Consider the following 16,151-nt stretch of genomic DNA (forward strand, 5'->3'; position numbering starts at 1 on the left):
AAGGGGAGCAGCTCGTCGTGAGTGTCGTACCCGCCGAGGTGCTGCCGGGCGGCGGCCGGGTGGTGCCGCAGACGGCTCCGGGCGCGGCCGAGCTCGGGCCGGCCGCGCGGTTGTGGCCGTCGCTGGCGGCCGTCTACCGGGCGCAGCTGTCCCGGGCCCGGGTGGCGCGGATCCCGCTGTTGTTCGTGGCCACCTTCCAGTCCGTCGGCATCACCGTGATGATGCGGGGTGTCGTCGACAGCGGCAGCGAGGCCCAGTCCGTGGTGGCCGGGTCGTCGGTGCTGGTCGTCGCGTATGTGGCGCTGAATCTGCTGGCGCAGTACTTCGGGCAGTTGCGGGCCAGCGGCGGGCTCGATCACTACGCCACCCTGCCGGTGCCGCCGGCCGCGGTGGTGCTGGGCGCGGCGGCGGCGTACGCCTCCTTCACCGTGCCGGGGACGCTGGTGACCGCGGTCTTCGGGTGCGTCCTGTTCGGGCTGCCGTTGGGCAATCTGTGGATTCTGGTGGCCGTGATCCCGCTCGCCGGGGCCGCGCTGTCCGGGCTCGGCGCCGCCTGCGGGCTGCTCGCGCCGCGGCCCGAGCTGGCCACGCTGCTCGGGCAACTGGGCATGTCGGCGGCGCTGCTGCTGGGTGTGCTGCCGGCCGACCGGATGCCGGAGATCGTACGGCTGGCCCGGGATCTGCTGCCGTCGACGTACGGTGTGGAGGCGTACGCCAGGACCTTCGGGGCCCATCCGGACTGGGCCGTCGTCCTGGTCGACCTGGGGGTGTGCGCGGGTGTCGGAGTCGTCTCGCTGGCCGTGGCGGCCCGGGCGTACCGCAGGGCCGCCGTCCGGTGACGCGGCGCACAGGGCGACCTGGCACGATGTCAGGGTGACCGCACCGTTGACTCCGCCTACGCCGCCGCACAACCAGTCCTCGAACGACGTCTGGCAGGCGCCGCCGCCTGCCGGGATGCCCGGGGGCGTGTACGAACAGGACGGCCCCGGGATGAAGACCGAACTGCGGGACGCCGCCGTCATCACGGTGGCCATGGCCCTGGTCGGTGCGCTGTTCGGGCTGCTGTGGTGGTGGCTGGCGCCGCATGTGCCGCTGGTCGGCGATGTGGTCGAGAAGAACTGGGTCGTCTACCTCAAGGACAGCGAGGGCGAGCAGGCCGCGGGGGTGGACGGCACGTTCGCCCTGCTGGGACTGGCGTTCGGGCTCGTCAGCGCGATGGTCGTCTTCCTGCTGCGGCGGGGTGGGGGTGTGCCGGTCGTGGTGGCCCTCGGCCTCGGCGCGCTGCTCGGCTCGGTGGTGGCGTGGCGGCTCGGAGTGTGGCTCGGACCCACGTCCGACGTTCTGGCGCATGCCAAGGCCGCGGGGAAGGGGGTCACCTTCTCGGCGCCGCTGAAACTGGGCGCCAAGGGCGCGCTGCTGGCTTGGCCGTTGGGCGCGCTGCTGGTCCACCTCGGCCTCACGGCATTGTTCGGCCCCCGCGACCCCGAGCTGCCGGCACCCTGACCAAGGGGGCTTCGTCCCCCTGGACCCGTCAGCCCCGCCCGATGGGCGCCAGCACCGCGCTCGTCAGCTTGGTCAGGTCTGTCGGGGACAGTTCCACCTCCAGGCCCCGGCGGCCCGCCGAGACGCAGATCGTCTCGTGGGCCTCGGCGGAGTCGTCCAGGACCGTCGGGAGTCTCTTGCGCTGGCCCAGGGGTGAGATGCCGCCGCGGACATAGCCCGTGGTGCGCTCGGCCAGGGTCGGGTCGGCCATCGTGGCCCGTTTGCCGCCCACCGCCGCCGCGAGGGCCTTCAGGTCCAGGGAGCCGGACACCGGGACCACCGCCACGGTCAGAGCGCCGTCGACGTCGGCCACCAGGGTCTTGAAGACGCGGTCGGGGGAGACGCCCATCGCCTCCGCCGCCTCCTCGCCGTAGGAGGGGTGGGAGGGGTCGTGGTCGTAGGAGTGGACCGTGAAGTCCACGCCGGCCGCGGACAGGGCGACGGTCGCGGGGGTGCCGCCGGACTGTTGTTTCTTCGACTTCTTCGCCATCCGTCTTCCTCGGCCGTGTTCCTCGGACGTCTTTTTCAGCAGCCGTCTTGCTCAGTTCAGGCTCGTCGGTGCCCGGGTCAGCTCGAACGCGGGCAGCGACGGAAGACTACGGATGATGGACGTCTCGGAGCGAAGGAGTTTCAGCTCGTCGCGCAGGCGGGACGCGGTGTCGGGGGCTTGGAGCAGTCGCTGTTTCGTCGGTGTGTCGTGCACCATCGCGGCCGCCACCAGGTACGACACCACGCTCGGGTCGTCCGGGAGCTCCGCACCCGTCGACAGCGAGCGCTCGCGGGCGCCCGCCAGGCGCTTCTGGTACTGCCGGAACGAGCGCAGGACCCCCTCGGCCAGCGCGCCCGCCTCGTCGCCCGGCTCCTCCGGCAGTTCCTCCAGCTCGGCGGTCAGGAACGGGCCCGACGCGTCGACGGAGAGCAGCCGCACCCGGCTCGTGCCCGTCGCCAGCACCTCGAACGTGCCGTCAGCCCGCTCCCGGATGGTCGCCGCGTCCGCCACACAGCCCACCCCGTGGAAGGCCTTGAGGGGGTCCGGGCCGAAGCCCGCGGCCGGCCCCCGGTCGGGCTCTGCCGTGGGGTCCGGCATGCCGGGGGCGCTCGGCGCCACCTCGTAGCCGTCACGGATGGCCACGACGGCGAACCGGCGCGGCTCTTCCTCCGGTGTCTTGAGCAACTCGCGCATCATCGCGCGATAGCGCTCCTCGAAGACGTTCAGCGGCAGCACGAGCCCCGGGAACAGCACCGTGTTCAGCGGGAAGAGCGGGAGACGGGCGGTGGTCACGACGCCCCAGCCTAGTGGTCACCGGCGCGCGCGTGTCCGCCGCGCTTGCCGAGGGGCACGTGGGGAGCGCTCACCAGGGCCATGAGGCCTGCGGGGGCGAGCCTGGATCCCGCCGTCAGCAGGTGCTCGCGCAGCCGCAGGAAGTGGCCGAGCGGGTCCTCGGAGAACCGGTCCCAGGGGAAGGAGGTGGCGTACGGGCCGATCCGGCTCAGCTCGGCGCGCGCGTCCTCCCAGCGGTGCAGGCGCAGCAGGACGTACAGGAGCTTGTTGCGGACCTGGGCGGCCCACGGGTCGGCCGCCGGGAAGCGGGCGGAGAGCGCGAGCGCCTGGTCGGCCGCGGCGTCCAGCCGGGCGCGCGGGATCTCGTGGTCGCGGCCGTCGATCAGATAGCCGAAGGCGGCCCGGGCCGGCAGGGCCTGGACGAGCGAGTCGGCCGGGGCGTCCTGCGCCGCCCGCTCGGCGAAGTCGAAGCAGGCGCCGTGGGAACCGGGCCGAAAGCTGGCCAGGTAGCGCAGGGCGGCCACATGGCAGCCGTAGTGGTGCGGGGCGCGGCGCACGGCCGCCTCCCACAGCTCCTCGAAGTAGCGGTGGCCCGCCCGCGAGCCGCGCGCGTGGTCCAGCGCGATCCGCCACGGCACCGGGTCGCGGTCGTCGGCGCGGGCGGCGGCGGTGATCAGCGGGCTCACCTCGCGCAGCAGCTCGGCGCGGGCCGGCGAGGGCCAGGCGCGGTCGACGGCCAGCTGTGCCTCGACCAGCAGGGCGTCGGGCTTCGCCGGGCCGGCCGCCCGCCAGGACTCGAACCACTCGGGGCGCGAACGGGCGAAGGCGGCCAGATGCCGGACGTACCGGTCGTGGTTCTCCCACTCGCCCCCGGTGCGGGTGGTCGCGAGCAGGTCGGCCGCGGCCCGGTACTCGCCGCGGCCGGCGGCGACGAGCGCGGGCGAGAGGCGGTCGTCGGGTGCGTCGAGTACGACCTCGTCCCCGGCGGGCGGTCGGTCGGCCGGGCGCGCGGAGCGTTTGGACATCCGGGTGGGGCGGATGAACGGGGGGAGCGCAACCATGGTGCTGACCATTGAAAGTCCGCAGGTCGGCCGCGCGCCAGAGGCTTCGGGCAAGTCATGGAAAGTTGTATGGCGGACGGTCAAGGACCGGTAAAGGTGATTCTTCAACGTTTGAGACGCCTGTGGCTTCTGCGTCGATCGTGCACCCCCGGGAGCGGCCGGTTCGCACCGGCGTCGAAGCTCAGCCCCGCCGCAGCAGCCGGGTCGCCCCCGCCGCCACCGTCGTCGCCAGGATCCAGCCGAGCAGGATCATCACGGCCGCCAGCCACTGCCAGCCGCCGCGCAGTTGCCACTGGCCGACCTGGCCCAGGTCGATCACCGGCAGGAGCAGGTCCAGGGTGAACAGGGCCGGGCTCCAGTACGGATGGGCGTCATGGTTCATCGGCGGATGGTCCGCGTGCGCGAACGCCAGCGTGCCCGCCGCCCACAGCACCGCCATCCACACCGCGGCCCGGCCGGGCCGGTAGCCGTAGGCGACCGTCCAGTCCTGGACGTACCCCCAGAACTTCCCGGCCAGCGGCAGCGTCTCGCGGCGCCGGCGCTGCTTGGCGAGCAGCACCTCCCGCGCGTCCTCGTCCTCCCCGGCCGCCCGCAGCACCGCCGCCAGCCGCTCGTACGGCTCCGGGGCGTACTCCGCGGTGGCCGCTGCCACCCAGTCCAGCCGGCCGGCCAGCGGGAACGGGCCGCGCGGGACGAGGTTCTCGTACACGAAGCCGCCCATGTGCAGATTGCCGGGGCCCGGCCAGCTCGCCGCCCGGTCCACCAGGCTGACGATCCGCGCGCCGGACAGCACCACCTTGCCGCGCTGCGGCCCGTCCCCGAGGAAGCGCAGCTCCGACGCGTGCACCCGGCGCAGCGACAGCTCCTGGTCGTCGGTGAGGGTGAACCGGGCCCGCTCGAAGTCGACGGCGTCCCCGAACCGGCCGTCGTCCAGGCGTATCCCGCCCCGGCACTCGAAGCGCTGGATCCGCGTCCCGCGCGCCGGTGTCGTACCACTCAGCAGCGGGCTGCCCACGCCGGCCGGGGTCAGGTACAGGGTGCGTTCGACGGTCAGCTGGGGGGCGTTCAGGGCGTAGCGGGAGTAGGGGTTGTCCAGGTTGGCGCCGCGCAGGCTGAGCGAGACACCGACCTTGGCGCCGCGCAGCCGCAGCTCGCCGTGCGACTGCAGCATCTCCGCCTGCAGGTCCTGGCCGACGGTCATGCCGTCCGCCGAGATCGACCGCCCGCTGCGGTCGCGGTACGCCACCGCCTCGTTGAGCATCAGATCGGTGCCGATGCGCGCGTCCGTCAGCCGGGCCCCGTTCTGGAACCGGCAGCGCGGCAGATGCAGGTCTCCCTCGGTGTGCACCCGGGCCGCCTCCAGCCGGGGCACCGCGCAGTCCACCATGCGCAAGGTCGTGAACCGGGCCTCCGGCAGCAGGACCTCCTCGTCGAAGCGGCAGCCGCGCAGTTCGACGTACGGCCGTACCGTGCCGCCGGAGAGGTCCAGGGTGCCGGTGATCCGCACGCCGGTCAGCTTCAGCGCGGACACCCGGCCCGCGAGCGCCGGCGGGCCGTCCAGCAGCAGCCAGGCCACGATCCGCGCCCGCACCGTGCGCTCCGGACCCCAGGGGTGTCCGCCGTGCGGATCGTCCACCACGGCGTCCCCACAGCTCAGGTCGTACAAACTGCCGTTGCGGAAGGCCTGCCACATGCCCGCCTCGGCCGCGGTCAGCTCGTCCGGCAGGTCCCCGGCGACGACGCCGGTCCCCTCGGTCACCTTCGTCCTCTCCTGGTCCAGTGCTTTCGTACAGCCGGTCATGCCCGCTGAGTGACGTCCGGAACACTAGACGTGAAGGCGATCTTCCGAGTTCCGCCACGTTCTGTATCAGTCATTGATACGCGTCCACGGCCCGCGACGGCGGTCTGAGAGAATTGGGGCTGTGATTTCCCGAATCGATCTGCGCGGCGACGCCCTTCCCGAGGGCCTCGCCCTTCGCGACCTGCTGCCCCGAGCCGACTTCGACGTATCGGCCGCCCTGGAGAAGGTGCGCCCGATCTGCGAGGCCGTGCATCATCGTGGCGACGCGGCGCTGATCGACTTCGCCGAGAAGTTCGACGGAGTACGGCTGGAATCCGTCCGTGTGCCGGCCCAGGCCCTCACCGATGCCCTCGACGCTCTGGACCCGGCCGTGCGCGCCGCGCTGGAGGAGTCCATCCGCCGCGCCCGCCTGGTCCACCGCGAGCAGCGCCGTAGCACCCACACCACCCAGGTGGTGCCCGGCGGCTCCGTCACCGAGAAGTGGGTGCCGGTCGAGCGCGTCGGGCTGTACGCGCCGGGCGGCCGGTCCGTCTACCCCTCGTCCGTGATCATGAACGCCGTCCCGGCCCAGGAGGCCGGCGTCGGGTCCATCGCGCTCGCCTCCCCGCCGCAGGCCGAGTTCGGCGGGCTGCCGCACCCGACGATCCTCGCCGCCTGCGCCCTGCTCGGCGTGGACGAGGTCTACGCGGCCGGCGGCGCCACCGCCGTCGCGATGTTCGCCTACGGCACCGAGTCCTGCCCGCCCGCGAACATGGTCACGGGCCCCGGCAACATCTGGGTCGCCGCCGCCAAGCGCTTCTTCACCGGCAGGATCGGCATCGACGCCGAGGCCGGACCCACCGAGATCGCCGTCCTCGCCGACGACACCGCCGACCCGGTGCACGTGGCCTCGGACCTGATCAGCCAGGCCGAGCACGACCCGCTCGCGGCGGCCGTGCTGGTAACCGACTCCGTCGAGCTCGCCGAGGCGGTGGAGAAGGAGCTGGAGCCGCAGGTCGCCGCCACCAGGCACGTCGAGGACCGGATCGTGCCCGCGCTCAGGGGCCGGCAGTCCGCGATCGTGCTGGTCGACGGCATCGAGGAGGGCCTGAGGGTCGTCGACGCGTACGGCGCCGAGCACCTGGAGATCCAGACCGCCCGGGCTTCCGAGGTCGCCGATCGCGTCAAGAACGCGGGCGCGATCTTCATCGGACCCTGGGCCCCCGTGTCGCTCGGCGACTACGCGGCCGGGTCCAACCACGTCCTGCCCACCGGCGGCTGCGCCTGCCACTCCTCGGGCCTGTCCGTCCAGTCCTTCCTGCGCGGCATCCACATCGTGGACTACACGAAGGACGCGCTCGCCGAGGTCGCCCACCACGTGGTGACGCTGGCGGAGGCGGAGGACCTGCCGGCGCACGGCGCGGCGATCAAGGCACGGTTCGGTTGGAAGGTACCCGAGAGCAAGTGACCCGCATCGACGATCTCCCCGTACGGGACGAGCTGCGCGGCAAGTCCCCTTACGGCGCGCCCCAGTTGGACGTCCCCGTACGGCTGAACACCAACGAGAACCCCTACCCGCTGCCCGAGCCGCTGGTCGAGCGGATCGCGGAGCGGGTGCGGGAGGCCGCCCGCGACCTGAACCGCTACCCGGACCGGGACGCGGTCCAGCTGCGCACCGAGCTGGCCAAGTACCTGACGAGGACCGGCAAGTACCCGCTCGGCATCGAGAACGTATGGGCCGCCAACGGCTCCAACGAGGTCATCCAGCAGCTGCTGCAGACCTTCGGCGGGCCGGGCCGTACGGCCATCGGCTTCGAGCCGTCGTACTCGATGCACGCGCTCATCGCGCGCGGCACCGGCACCGGCTGGATCTCGGGTCCGCGCAACGAGGACTTCACGATCGACGTCGCGGCGGCCGGCGAGGCGATCGCCGAGCAGAAGCCGGACGTCGTCTTCATCACCACCCCCAACAACCCCACGGGCAACGCGGTCCCGCCGGAGACGGTGCTCGCGCTGTTCGAGGCGGCGCAGGCGGCCAAGCCGTCGATGGTGATCGTGGACGAGGCGTACATCGAGTTCAGCCACGGCGACTCGCTGCTGCCGCTGCTGCGGGGCCGCCCGAATCTGGTCGTCTCCCGCACGATGTCCAAGGCGTTCGGCGCGGCGGGGCTCCGCCTCGGCTATCTCGCCGCCGACTCGGCGGTCGTGGACGCCGTCCAGCTCGTCCGGCTGCCGTACCACCTGTCGGCGATCACCCAGGCGACCGCCCTGGCCGCCCTGGAGCACACCGACACCCTGCTGGGATACGTCGAGCAGCTGAAGGCGGAGCGGGATCGGCTGGTCGCCGAGCTGCGCGCGATCGGCTACGAGGTCACCGAGTCCGACGCGAACTTCGTGCAGTTCGGCCGGTTCGCGAACGCCCACGAGGCCTGGCAGAAGATCCTCGACCGGGGCGTCCTGGTCCGGGACAACGGCGTACCGGGGTGGCTGCGGGTGTCCGCCGGCACCCCGGAGGAGAACGACGCGTTCCTCGACGCGGTCCGTGAGTTGAAGAAGGAGCTTGAGGCATGAGCCGCGTTGGACGCGTGGAGCGCACCACCAAGGAGACCTCGGTCCTCGTCGAGATAGACCTCGACGGCACCGGGCGGACCGACATCGCCACCGGCGTCGGCTTCTACGACCACATGCTCGACCAGCTCGGCCGGCACGGTCTGTTCGACCTGACCGTGAAGACCGACGGCGACCTGCACATCGACTCCCACCACACCATCGAGGACACCGCCCTCGCGCTCGGCGCCGCCTTCAAGCAGGCGCTCGGCGACAAGGTGGGGATCTATCGATTCGGCAACTGCACGGTGCCGCTGGACGAGTCCCTGGCCCAGGTGACGGTCGACCTCAGCGGTCGCCCGTACCTCGTGCACACCGAGCCCGAGAACATGGCGCCGATGATCGGCGAGTATGACACCACGATGACCCGGCACATCCTGGAGTCCTTCGTCGCCCAGGCACAGATCGCGCTGCACGTGCACGTGCCGTACGGGCGCAACGCGCACCACATCGTGGAGTGCCAGTTCAAGGCCCTCGCCCGGGCGCTGCGTTACGCCTCCGAGCGCGACCCCCGCGCGGCCGGCATCCTCCCCTCCACGAAGGGCGCGCTGTAAACCCATGAACAGCCTCTCCACCGTGCTGATCGTCGTCGGTCTCTTCCTGGTCGGCGGCATCATCTCCTTCGTCAAGCAGAAGATGCCCACGAGCCTGATCGTGCTGCTCTCCATCGGCGCGGGCATGTGCCTGGTCGCGGGCGTCATGCGGCTGGGGGTGTGGAATTGAGCACTGGCAGCAAGAAGGTCGTGGTCTTCGACTACGGCTTCGGCAACGTCCGCTCCGCCGAGCGCGCCCTCGCGCGCGTGGGCGCCGATGTCGAGATCACGCGCGACTTCGACAAGGCCATGAACGCCGACGGCCTGCTCGTTCCGGGCGTCGGGGCGTTCGCGGCCTGCATGCAGGGGCTGCGCGCCGCCCGCGGTGACTGGGTGGTGGACCGCCGGCTGTCCGGCGGACGGCCCGTGATGGGCATCTGCGTCGGCATGCAGATCCTGTTCGCGCGCGGCATCGAGCACGGCGTGGAGGCCGAGGGCCTGGACGAGTGGCCCGGCACGGTCGAGCCGCTCCAGGCCGAGGTCGTGCCCCACATGGGCTGGAACACCGTCGACGCCCCCGCCGACTCGGAGCTGTTCGCCGGCCTCGACGCCGACGCCCGCTTCTACTTCGTGCACTCCTACGCCGTACACGACTGGCAGCTGGAGTCGCACAACCCGGTGATCGCGGCGCCCAAGGTGACCTGGTCGACGCACGGCAAGCCGTTCGTGGCCGCCGTGGAGAACGGCGCCCTGTGGGCCACGCAGTTCCACCCCGAGAAGTCCGGCGACGCCGGCGCCCAGCTCCTCACCAACTGGATCGGAACCCTGTAGACCATGGCCAAGCTCGAACTCCTCCCCGCCGTCGACGTCCGCGACGGCCAGGCCGTCCGCCTCGTGCACGGCGAGTCCGGGACCGAGACCTCCTATGGCTCCCCGCTGGAGGCCGCCCTCGCCTGGCAGCGCTCCGGCGCCGAGTGGCTGCACCTGGTCGACCTGGACGCGGCCTTCGGCACGGGTGACAACCGTGAGCTGATCGCCGAGGTCGCGGGGGCGATGGACATCAAGGTGGAGCTGTCCGGCGGCATCCGCGACGACGCCTCGCTGGCGGCCGCCCTGGCCACCGGCTGCACCCGCGTCAACCTCGGCACGGCGGCCCTGGAGACCCCCGAGTGGGTCGCCAAGGTCATCTCCGAGCACGGCGACAAGATCGCGGTCGGCCTGGACGTGCGCGGCACGACCCTGCGCGGCCGCGGCTGGACCCGCGACGGCGGCGACCTCTACGAGACGCTGGAGCGCCTCAACAAGGAGGGCTGCGCCCGCTACGTCGTCACCGACATCGCCAAGGACGGCACCCTCCAGGGCCCCAACCTTCAGCTGCTGAAGAACGTGTGCGCCGCGACGGACCGTCCGGTCGTGGCCTCCGGCGGCGTGTCGTCCCTGGACGACCTGCGCGCCGTCGCCGAGCTGGTACCCCTCGGTGTCGAGGGCTCCATTGTCGGGAAGGCCCTGTACGCGAAGGCGTTCACCCTGGAAGAGGCCTTGGAGGCTGTGTCGTCATGACGTCGGAAGCCGTGCGGCGCGTGCAGAGCGGAAGTCCCTGGGAAGAGAGTTTCGGTTTCGCGCGTGCCGTCGCGGCGGGGGACCGCGTGCTGGTCGCCGGCACGACGTCCTTCCGGGGCGATGTGCTGTACGGCGAGGGCGACCCGTACGAACAGGCCAAGGTGGCGTTCACCAGCGCCATCGAGGCGATCGCCGAGTTCGGGCTCGGCATCGGGTCCGTGATCCGTACGCGGATGTACCTCACCCATGTGCGGGACGTGGACGCCGTGGGCCGGGCACACAAGGAGATCTTCGACTCCGTGCGCCCGGTCTCGACCCTGCTGGTCGTGGAGGGGTTCGTCGATCCGCGCATCCTGGTGGAAGTGGAACTTGAAGCATTCAGAGGAGCCTGAGCAGTCATGACCCTGGCGGTCCGAGTCATCCCCTGCCTGGACGTGGACAACGGCCGGGTCGTCAAGGGCGTCAACTTCCAGAACCTGCGCGACGCGGGCGACCCCGTCGAGATGGCCAAGGTGTACGACGCCGAGGGCGCCGACGAGCTGACGTTCCTGGACATCACCGCGTCCTCGGGCGACCGGGAGACGACGTACGACGTGGTGCGGCGCACCGCGGAGCAGGTGTTCATCCCGCTGACGGTCGGCGGCGGCGTCCGTACCGCCGAGGACGTGGACAAGCTGCTGCGGGCGGGCGCCGACAAGGTGGGCGTGAACACCGCCGCGATCGCCCGCCCCGCGCTGATCCGCGAGATCGCCGAGCGGTTCGGCCGGCAGGTGCTGGTGCTGTCCGTGGACGCGCGCCGCACCGAGTCGGGCTCCTTCGAGGTGACGACGCACGGCGGCCGGCGCGGCACCGGCATCGACGCCGTCGAGTGGGCGCACCGGGCGGCCGAGCTGGGCGCCGGCGAGATCCTCCTCAACTCCATGGACGCGGACGGCACCAAGGACGGCTACGACCTGGAGATGATCGCGGCGGTCCGCAAGCACGTGACCGTCCCGGTGATCGCCTCGGGCGGCGCGGGCAAGCTGACCGACTTCCCGCCGGCCATCACCGCCGGCGCCGACGCGGTCCTGGCCGCATCCGTCTTCCACTTCGGCGACCTGCGGATCGGCGAGGTGAAGCAGACGCTGCGGGAGGCGGGACACCCAGTACGCTGACGCCGCGCTGAGCCCCGGTCGCCTCTTCGGGCGGCCGGGGCTTTCTCGTGGGCAGATACGAAAGAGAAGTTGCGCAAAATCTATTGCGCAACTTTTCTTTTCTATCTACGGTGCGTGTATGGCGACCAAAGAGAACCGCCGGATCACGGACGTGGGCACGCTCAAGGCCCTCGCGCACCCGCTGCGCGCCCATCTGTACCGGCTGCTGTGCATGGAGCGGGTGGCCACCGCCTCCCAGCTGGCCGAACACGTGGACGAGGCGGTGTCCCTGGTCAGCTACCACCTGCGCAAGCTCGCCGACCACGGGCTGATCGAGGAGGCCCGGCCGCAGACGGCGGACGGGCGGGAGCGCTGGTGGCAGCCGGCGTCGGACGGGGTGAGCATCCGGGACGAGGACTTCCGGGGCGAGCCGGGAAAGGCCGCCGCACACCTCGCGGCCACGCGTCTCTTCCACGACCAGCGGGCCGACCAGTACCGCCGCTACCTGGACGAACGCCCCACCTGGGGGCCCGAGTGGAACACCGCGTCCGTGGACAACGAGTCGTGGCTGCGGCTGACCCCGGCGGAGCTCACCGCGCTGAAGGACGAACTGGAAGCGGTCCTGCGCAGGTACGACGAGCGGGGCCGGGCCGCCGAGACCGCGGGCGAGACCGAGGGACGCGAGCACGTCGCGCTCCACCTGTACGGCTTCCCGTTCCGCGTCTGAGAGGACCCTCCTCCCGTGACCGCCACGCTCACACCGCCGGTGACCGCGCCGCAGGCCCACCGCGACCCCAACGTCCTGCGCTGGCTCGTCGCCTACACCTCCTCGATGCTCGGCGACAGCGTGTACTACCTCGCTCTGTCCTGGGCCGCCGTACAGGCCGGAACGCCCGCTCAGGCCGGCCTGGTGATGTCCGCGAGCGCGCTGCCCCGGGCCGTGCTGATGCTCGGTGGCGGGGTGATCGCCGACCGGTTCGGGCCGCGCCGGGTCGTCATCGGCAGCGACGCCGTGCGCTGCGCGGCCGTCCTCGCCGTGGCCGCCTTGCTGTTCCTCACCAGGCCGGGGCTGTGGCCGCTCGCCCTGCTGGCGCTGGTCTTCGGCACGGTCGACGCCGTGTTCATGCCCGCCGTGGGGGCTCTTCCGGCCCGGCTCACCGAGAAGGGCCAGCTCGCCCGGGTCCAGGGGATGCGCGGCCTCGCGATCCGGTTCTCCAGTGTGGTCGGCGCCCCGCTCGGCGGCCTCGGCGTGGCCGTCGGCGGTGCCCCGGCCGCGTTCGCCTTCGCCGGGCTGCTCATCGCCGTCTCGGTGCCGCTGCTGCTCTCGGTGCGGGTACGGGACCTGCCGAAGGACGACACGCCCGAGGTGGCGGGAACCGCCTGGAGCGACCTACGCGCCGGTCTGCACTACATCCGCCGCCACCGCGTCCTCGCCCCGCTGATGCTGGCCATCGCCCTCGGCGACCTCGGCTTCGTCGGCCCGCTGAACGTCGGGCTGACCCTGCTCGCCGAGCGGCGGGGCTGGGGCTCCTCCGGCATGGGCTGGGTGCTGGCCGGGTTCGGGGTCGGGGCCGCAGCCTCCTCGCTGCTGCTCACGGTCCGGGGGCGGCTGCCACGCGCGGGACTCGTCACCGGGTCGGCGTGTGCCGCGGGGGCCGTGGCCATCGGCGCCCTCGCCTTCGTCCCCGCGCTCGTCGCCGCCGTCGGCGTGGCCCTGCTCGTCGGCCTGCTCGCCGGGCTCAGCGGCGCCCTGTGCGGGGCTCTGCTGCAGACCCAGTCCAACCCCGCCTACCTGGGCCGGGTCACCGCCGTCGCCGGCTTGATCAGCCTCGGTCTGACCCCGCTCAGCATGCCGCTCGCGGCCGCCGCGATCGGTGCCTGGGGCCTGGGGCCGGTCTACGTCGTCAGCGCCGGCGTCTGCGGCCTCGGCGGGGTCGTCGCCCTCGCCGTACCGGCCCTGAGCCGCGCCGAACTCCCGGGCTGACCGCGGTTCACCCCCCCGGCCGAAGCGGCTCCACGAGCTCGCCGCAGGTTCAGATGCCCAGCTGCCTGGACTCGTTCAGCTTGGTGATCGCGTCCGTCTCGCCCTCGACCTCCACCTTGGCCGCGTTCTGCCTCCCGAACACGAACATCAGCAGCTCCGACGGCTCGCCGGTCACCGTCACCACCGGCGCGCCCCGGTGCGCCACCGCCGTCTGCCCGTCCGGGCGGCGCAGCACCAGACCCGTCGGCACACCCCGGGCCACCAGCCGCGCCGTGCGCTCCAGCCGGGACCAGAGGGCGTCCTGGAAGACGGAGTCCAGCTCGCGCGGGCTCCAGTCCGGCTGGGCCCGGCGCACGTCCTCTGTGTGGACGTAGAACTCGACGATGTTGGCCGCCTCGTCGACCTGCTTGAGCTGGAACGGGGAGAAGCGCGGCGGGCCGGTACGGATCAGCTTGACCAGCTCCTCGTACGGCTTCGCGGTGTACTCGGCCATCACCTTCTCCAGGCGCGGCGCGAGCTGCTTGATCAGCGTGCCCCCGGCCGCGTCCGGGCGGCGCTCGCGCACGATGACATGCGCGGCCAGGTCCCGGGTCCGCCAGCCCTCGCAGAGGGTGTCGGCGTCCGGACCGACGGTTTCCAAGAGGTCGGCGAGCAGGAGCCGTTCACGCTTGGCGAAGGTCGACATGGAGTCAGCCTACGACCAGGCGCCGAGTCCGCGCAGTGGACACGGCACCGGCGTTGTCGTAGCCGCGCGGCACAATGGCATCCATGACCAGTACGACCGGGACGCCCCGGCCCAGCAGCCTCGACCCGGAGATCGCCGCTCGCCTCAAGCGCAGCGCGGACGGTCTCCTGCCCGCCGTCGCCCAGCAGTACGACACCGGTGAGGTGCTCATGCTCGGCTGGATGGACGACGAGGCGCTGCATCGCACGCTGACCACCGGCCGCTGCACCTACTGGTCGCGCAGCCGCCGGGAGTACTGGGTCAAGGGCGACACCTCGGGCCACGTCCAGTGGGTGAAGTCGGTCGCGCTGGACTGCGACGCCGACACCGTCCTGGTCAAGGTCGACCAGGTGGGCGCGGCCTGCCACACCGGCGCGCGCACCTGCTTCGACGAGGACGTGCTCCTGAAGGACGCCGCCGACGCCGATTCCGCCGTTCCGGCATCTGATCAGTAAGGTCGGCCGCCATGGACCTCGAGACCTTCCGCAAGCTCGCCACCGACCGGCGCGTCATCCCGGTGACGCGCAAGCTCCTCGCCGACGGCGACACGCCGGTCGCCCTGTACCGCAAACTGGCCGCCGAGCGCCCCGGCACCTTCCTGCTGGAGTCCGCGGAGAACGGCCGCTCCTGGTCCCGGTACTCCTTCGTCGGCGTCCGGTCCGCCGGGACGCTGACGGAGCGCGACGGACAGGCGCACTGGCTCGGCACCCCGCCGGTCGGCGTCCCGGTCGACGGCGACCCCCTGAAGGCCCTGCGCGCCACGCTCCAGGCCCTGCACACCCCGCGGCAGGAGGGCCTGCCGCCCTTCACCGGCGGCATGGTCGGCTACCTGGGCTACGACATCGTCCGCCGCCTGGAGAAGATCGGCCCCGGTGAGCGCGACGACCTGCGGCTGCCCGAGCTGACCATGCTCCTGACCAGCGACCTCGCCGTCATGGACCACTGGGAGGGCTCGGTCCTGCTGATCGCCAACGCGATCAACCACAACGACCTGGACACCGGTGTGGACGAGGCCTACGCCGACGCCGTGGCCCGGCTCGACGCCATGGAGGCCGACCTCACGCGCGCGGTCGCCCAGCCCCCGGCCGTCCTGCCGCCCTCCGAGCTGCCCGAGTACACCGCGCTGTGGGGCGGCCCCGACTTCCAGGTCGCCGTCGAGGACGTCAAGGAGCGCATCCGCGCGGGCGAGGCCTTCCAGGTCGTGCCCTCCCAGCGCTTCGAGACCCCGTGCACGGCGAGCGCGCTGGACGTCTACCGGGTGCTGCGGACCACGAACCCGTCCCCGTACATGTACCTGTTCCGCTTCGACGGCTTCGACGTCGTCGGCTCGTCCCCCGAGGCCCTGGTGAAGGTCGAGGACGGACGGGCGATGGTCCACCCCATCGCCGGCACCCGGCCCCGCGGGACCACCCCGCAGGAGGACCAGGCCCTCGCCGAGGAACTGATGGCCGACCCCAAGGAGCGCGCCGAGCACCTGATGCTGGTGGACCTCGGCCGCAACGACCTCGGCCGGGTCTGCGAGCCCGGCTCGGTCGAGGTGGTCGACTTCATGTCCATCGAGCGCTACTCGCACGTGATGCACATCGTCTCGACCGTCACTGGCCGGGTGGCCGAGGGCCGCACCGCCTTCGACGTGCTCACCGCCTGCTTCCCGGCGGGCACCCTCTCCGGCGCCCCCAAGCCCCGCGCGATGCAGATCATCGACGAACTGGAGCCGTCCCGGCGCGGCCTGTACGGCGGCTGTGTCGGCTATCTGGACTTCGCGGGCGACTCCGACACCGCGATCGCCATCCGTACGGCGCTGCTCCGGGACGGCACGGCATACGTGCAGGCCGGAGCCGGCATCGTCGCCGACTCCGACCCGGTGGCGGAGGACCAGGAGTGCCGCAACAAGGCGGCGGCGGTCCTCCGCGCGGTGCACACGGCCAACAGGCTCAACTCATAG

19 protein-coding genes are annotated in these 16,151 nt (G+C 72.1%); 14 read left to right on the top strand and 5 right to left on the bottom strand.

All coding sequences use genetic code 11. The features are described 5' to 3' along the window. Positions 1 to 17 precede the first annotated feature (17 nt). Together AB0M27_RS01310 and AB0M27_RS01315 are read left to right on the top strand one after the other, a co-directional pair. Complete coding sequence (locus AB0M27_RS01310; RefSeq protein ID WP_365716648.1) at positions 18 to 839, top strand: ABC transporter permease; 822 nt, start codon at positions 18 to 20, stop codon at positions 837 to 839. A 34-nt stretch (positions 840 to 873) separates the two neighbouring features. Then, positions 874 to 1,503, top strand: a complete 630-nt coding sequence (locus AB0M27_RS01315) for an AAA family ATPase (RefSeq protein ID WP_365716650.1) — start codon at positions 874 to 876, stop codon at positions 1,501 to 1,503. A gap of 28 nt (positions 1,504 to 1,531) precedes the next feature. On the opposite strand, the gene ybaK is transcribed toward AB0M27_RS01315, so the two are convergent. The 4 genes from ybaK to AB0M27_RS01335 form a co-directional block, all read right to left on the bottom strand. Continuing rightward, a complete protein-coding gene (ybaK, locus tag AB0M27_RS01320) occupies positions 1,532 to 2,032 on the bottom strand; it encodes a Cys-tRNA(Pro) deacylase (protein WP_365716652.1) in 501 nt (166 codons plus the stop codon). Positions 2,033 to 2,083: 51 nt separating this feature from the next. Continuing rightward, the gene (locus AB0M27_RS01325) at positions 2,084 to 2,824 is read right to left on the bottom strand and encodes an LON peptidase substrate-binding domain-containing protein (protein ID WP_365716654.1); all 741 of its coding nucleotides are present in this window, start codon (positions 2,822 to 2,824) and stop codon (positions 2,084 to 2,086) included. A gap of 11 nt (positions 2,825 to 2,835) precedes the next feature. Then, positions 2,836 to 3,897, bottom strand: coding sequence for a hypothetical protein (locus AB0M27_RS01330; RefSeq protein WP_365716656.1), 1,062 nt, complete (start codon positions 3,895 to 3,897; stop codon positions 2,836 to 2,838). A gap of 169 nt (positions 3,898 to 4,066) precedes the next feature. Continuing rightward, the gene (locus AB0M27_RS01335) at positions 4,067 to 5,644 is read right to left on the bottom strand and encodes an oxidoreductase (RefSeq protein ID WP_365716658.1); all 1,578 of its coding nucleotides are present in this window, start codon (positions 5,642 to 5,644) and stop codon (positions 4,067 to 4,069) included. Between the two features lie 163 nt (positions 5,645 to 5,807). On the opposite strand from AB0M27_RS01335, the gene hisD reads away from it, so the two are divergent. From hisD to AB0M27_RS01385, 10 genes are all read left to right on the top strand, one after another. After that, on the top strand, positions 5,808 to 7,133 hold the full coding sequence (gene hisD, locus AB0M27_RS01340; RefSeq protein WP_365716660.1) for a histidinol dehydrogenase: 1,326 nt from the start codon (positions 5,808 to 5,810) through the stop codon (positions 7,131 to 7,133). Next, positions 7,130 to 8,236 carry a histidinol-phosphate transaminase gene (locus tag AB0M27_RS01345; RefSeq protein WP_365716662.1) on the top strand — a complete coding sequence of 369 codons (1,107 nt, stop codon included), beginning with the start codon at positions 7,130 to 7,132 and terminating at the stop codon, positions 8,234 to 8,236. Before hisD ends, AB0M27_RS01345 begins: the two co-directional genes overlap by 4 nt. Next, a complete protein-coding gene (gene hisB / locus AB0M27_RS01350) occupies positions 8,233 to 8,826 on the top strand; it encodes an imidazoleglycerol-phosphate dehydratase HisB (RefSeq protein WP_030783530.1) in 594 nt (197 codons plus the stop codon). Before AB0M27_RS01345 ends, hisB begins: the two co-directional genes overlap by 4 nt. Positions 8,827 to 8,830: 4 nt before the next feature. Then, positions 8,831 to 8,995 (top strand): hypothetical protein, encoded by a 165-nt coding sequence (locus tag AB0M27_RS01355; RefSeq protein ID WP_365716664.1) that lies wholly within the window; start codon positions 8,831 to 8,833, stop codon positions 8,993 to 8,995. Continuing rightward, on the top strand, positions 8,986 to 9,636 hold the full coding sequence (gene hisH, locus AB0M27_RS01360) for an imidazole glycerol phosphate synthase subunit HisH (RefSeq protein WP_365716666.1): 651 nt from the start codon (positions 8,986 to 8,988) through the stop codon (positions 9,634 to 9,636). Before AB0M27_RS01355 ends, hisH begins: the two co-directional genes overlap by 10 nt. Positions 9,637 to 9,639: 3 nt before the next feature. Further along, positions 9,640 to 10,365 carry a bifunctional 1-(5-phosphoribosyl)-5-((5-phosphoribosylamino)methylideneamino)imidazole-4-carboxamide isomerase/phosphoribosylanthranilate isomerase PriA gene (gene priA / locus AB0M27_RS01365; RefSeq protein ID WP_365716668.1) on the top strand — a complete coding sequence of 242 codons (726 nt, stop codon included), beginning with the start codon at positions 9,640 to 9,642 and terminating at the stop codon, positions 10,363 to 10,365. Beyond that, positions 10,362 to 10,757, top strand: a complete 396-nt coding sequence (locus AB0M27_RS01370) for a RidA family protein (protein ID WP_365716670.1) — start codon at positions 10,362 to 10,364, stop codon at positions 10,755 to 10,757. The genes priA and AB0M27_RS01370 overlap by 4 nt, the downstream gene beginning before the upstream one ends. Before the next feature lie 6 nt (positions 10,758 to 10,763). Beyond that, positions 10,764 to 11,519: an imidazole glycerol phosphate synthase subunit HisF gene (gene hisF, locus AB0M27_RS01375; protein ID WP_365716672.1), complete on the top strand. Its 756-nt coding sequence runs from the start codon at positions 10,764 to 10,766 to the stop codon at positions 11,517 to 11,519. 118 nt (positions 11,520 to 11,637) lie between these two features. Then, on the top strand, positions 11,638 to 12,225 hold the full coding sequence (locus AB0M27_RS01380; protein ID WP_365716674.1) for a winged helix-turn-helix domain-containing protein: 588 nt from the start codon (positions 11,638 to 11,640) through the stop codon (positions 12,223 to 12,225). 15 nt (positions 12,226 to 12,240) lie between these two features. Continuing rightward, positions 12,241 to 13,482, top strand: coding sequence for an MFS transporter (locus tag AB0M27_RS01385; RefSeq protein WP_365716676.1), 1,242 nt, complete (start codon positions 12,241 to 12,243; stop codon positions 13,480 to 13,482). Positions 13,483 to 13,531: 49 nt separating this feature from the next. Here the strand turns inward: AB0M27_RS01385 and AB0M27_RS01390 are convergent, their stop codons facing one another. After that, positions 13,532 to 14,167: a TIGR03085 family metal-binding protein gene (locus AB0M27_RS01390; RefSeq protein ID WP_365716678.1), complete on the bottom strand. Its 636-nt coding sequence runs from the start codon at positions 14,165 to 14,167 to the stop codon at positions 13,532 to 13,534. 83 nt (positions 14,168 to 14,250) lie between these two features. Here AB0M27_RS01390 and hisI point away from each other — a divergent pair, with 83 nt between their 5' ends. Both hisI and AB0M27_RS01400 read left to right on the top strand, forming a co-directional pair. Continuing rightward, entirely contained in the window at positions 14,251 to 14,661 is a 411-nt protein-coding gene (gene hisI / locus AB0M27_RS01395; protein ID WP_365716680.1) for a phosphoribosyl-AMP cyclohydrolase, read from the top strand. A gap of 11 nt (positions 14,662 to 14,672) precedes the next feature. Further along, complete coding sequence (locus AB0M27_RS01400; protein WP_365716682.1) at positions 14,673 to 16,151, top strand: anthranilate synthase component I; 1,479 nt, start codon at positions 14,673 to 14,675, stop codon at positions 16,149 to 16,151.

It is taken from the genome of Streptomyces sp. NPDC052107, from assembly GCF_040680215.1.
Classification (GTDB): domain Bacteria; phylum Actinomycetota; class Actinomycetes; order Streptomycetales; family Streptomycetaceae; genus Streptomyces.

Bases quoted from the DNA above. Each gene is read 5' to 3' on its own strand.
- hisI (WP_365716680.1), top strand. From the start codon at position 14,251: ATGACCAGTACGACCGGGACGCCCCGGCCCAGCAGCCTCGACCCGGAG.
- AB0M27_RS01370 (WP_365716670.1), top strand. From the start codon at position 10,362: ATGACGTCGGAAGCCGTGCGGCGCGTGCAGAGCGGAAGTCCCTGGGAA.
- AB0M27_RS01355 (WP_365716664.1), top strand. From the start codon at position 8,831: ATGAACAGCCTCTCCACCGTGCTGATCGTCGTCGGTCTCTTCCTGGTC.
- AB0M27_RS01390 (WP_365716678.1), bottom strand. From the start codon at position 14,167: ATGTCGACCTTCGCCAAGCGTGAACGGCTCCTGCTCGCCGACCTCTTG.
- ybaK (WP_365716652.1), bottom strand. From the start codon at position 2,032: ATGGCGAAGAAGTCGAAGAAACAACAGTCCGGCGGCACCCCCGCGACC.
- AB0M27_RS01380 (WP_365716674.1), top strand. From the start codon at position 11,638: ATGGCGACCAAAGAGAACCGCCGGATCACGGACGTGGGCACGCTCAAG.
- AB0M27_RS01400 (WP_365716682.1), top strand. From the start codon at position 14,673: ATGGACCTCGAGACCTTCCGCAAGCTCGCCACCGACCGGCGCGTCATC.
- priA (WP_365716668.1), top strand. From the start codon at position 9,640: ATGGCCAAGCTCGAACTCCTCCCCGCCGTCGACGTCCGCGACGGCCAG.
- AB0M27_RS01330 (WP_365716656.1), bottom strand. From the start codon at position 3,897: ATGGTCAGCACCATGGTTGCGCTCCCCCCGTTCATCCGCCCCACCCGG.
- hisB (WP_030783530.1), top strand. From the start codon at position 8,233: ATGAGCCGCGTTGGACGCGTGGAGCGCACCACCAAGGAGACCTCGGTC.
- hisF (WP_365716672.1), top strand. From the start codon at position 10,764: ATGACCCTGGCGGTCCGAGTCATCCCCTGCCTGGACGTGGACAACGGC.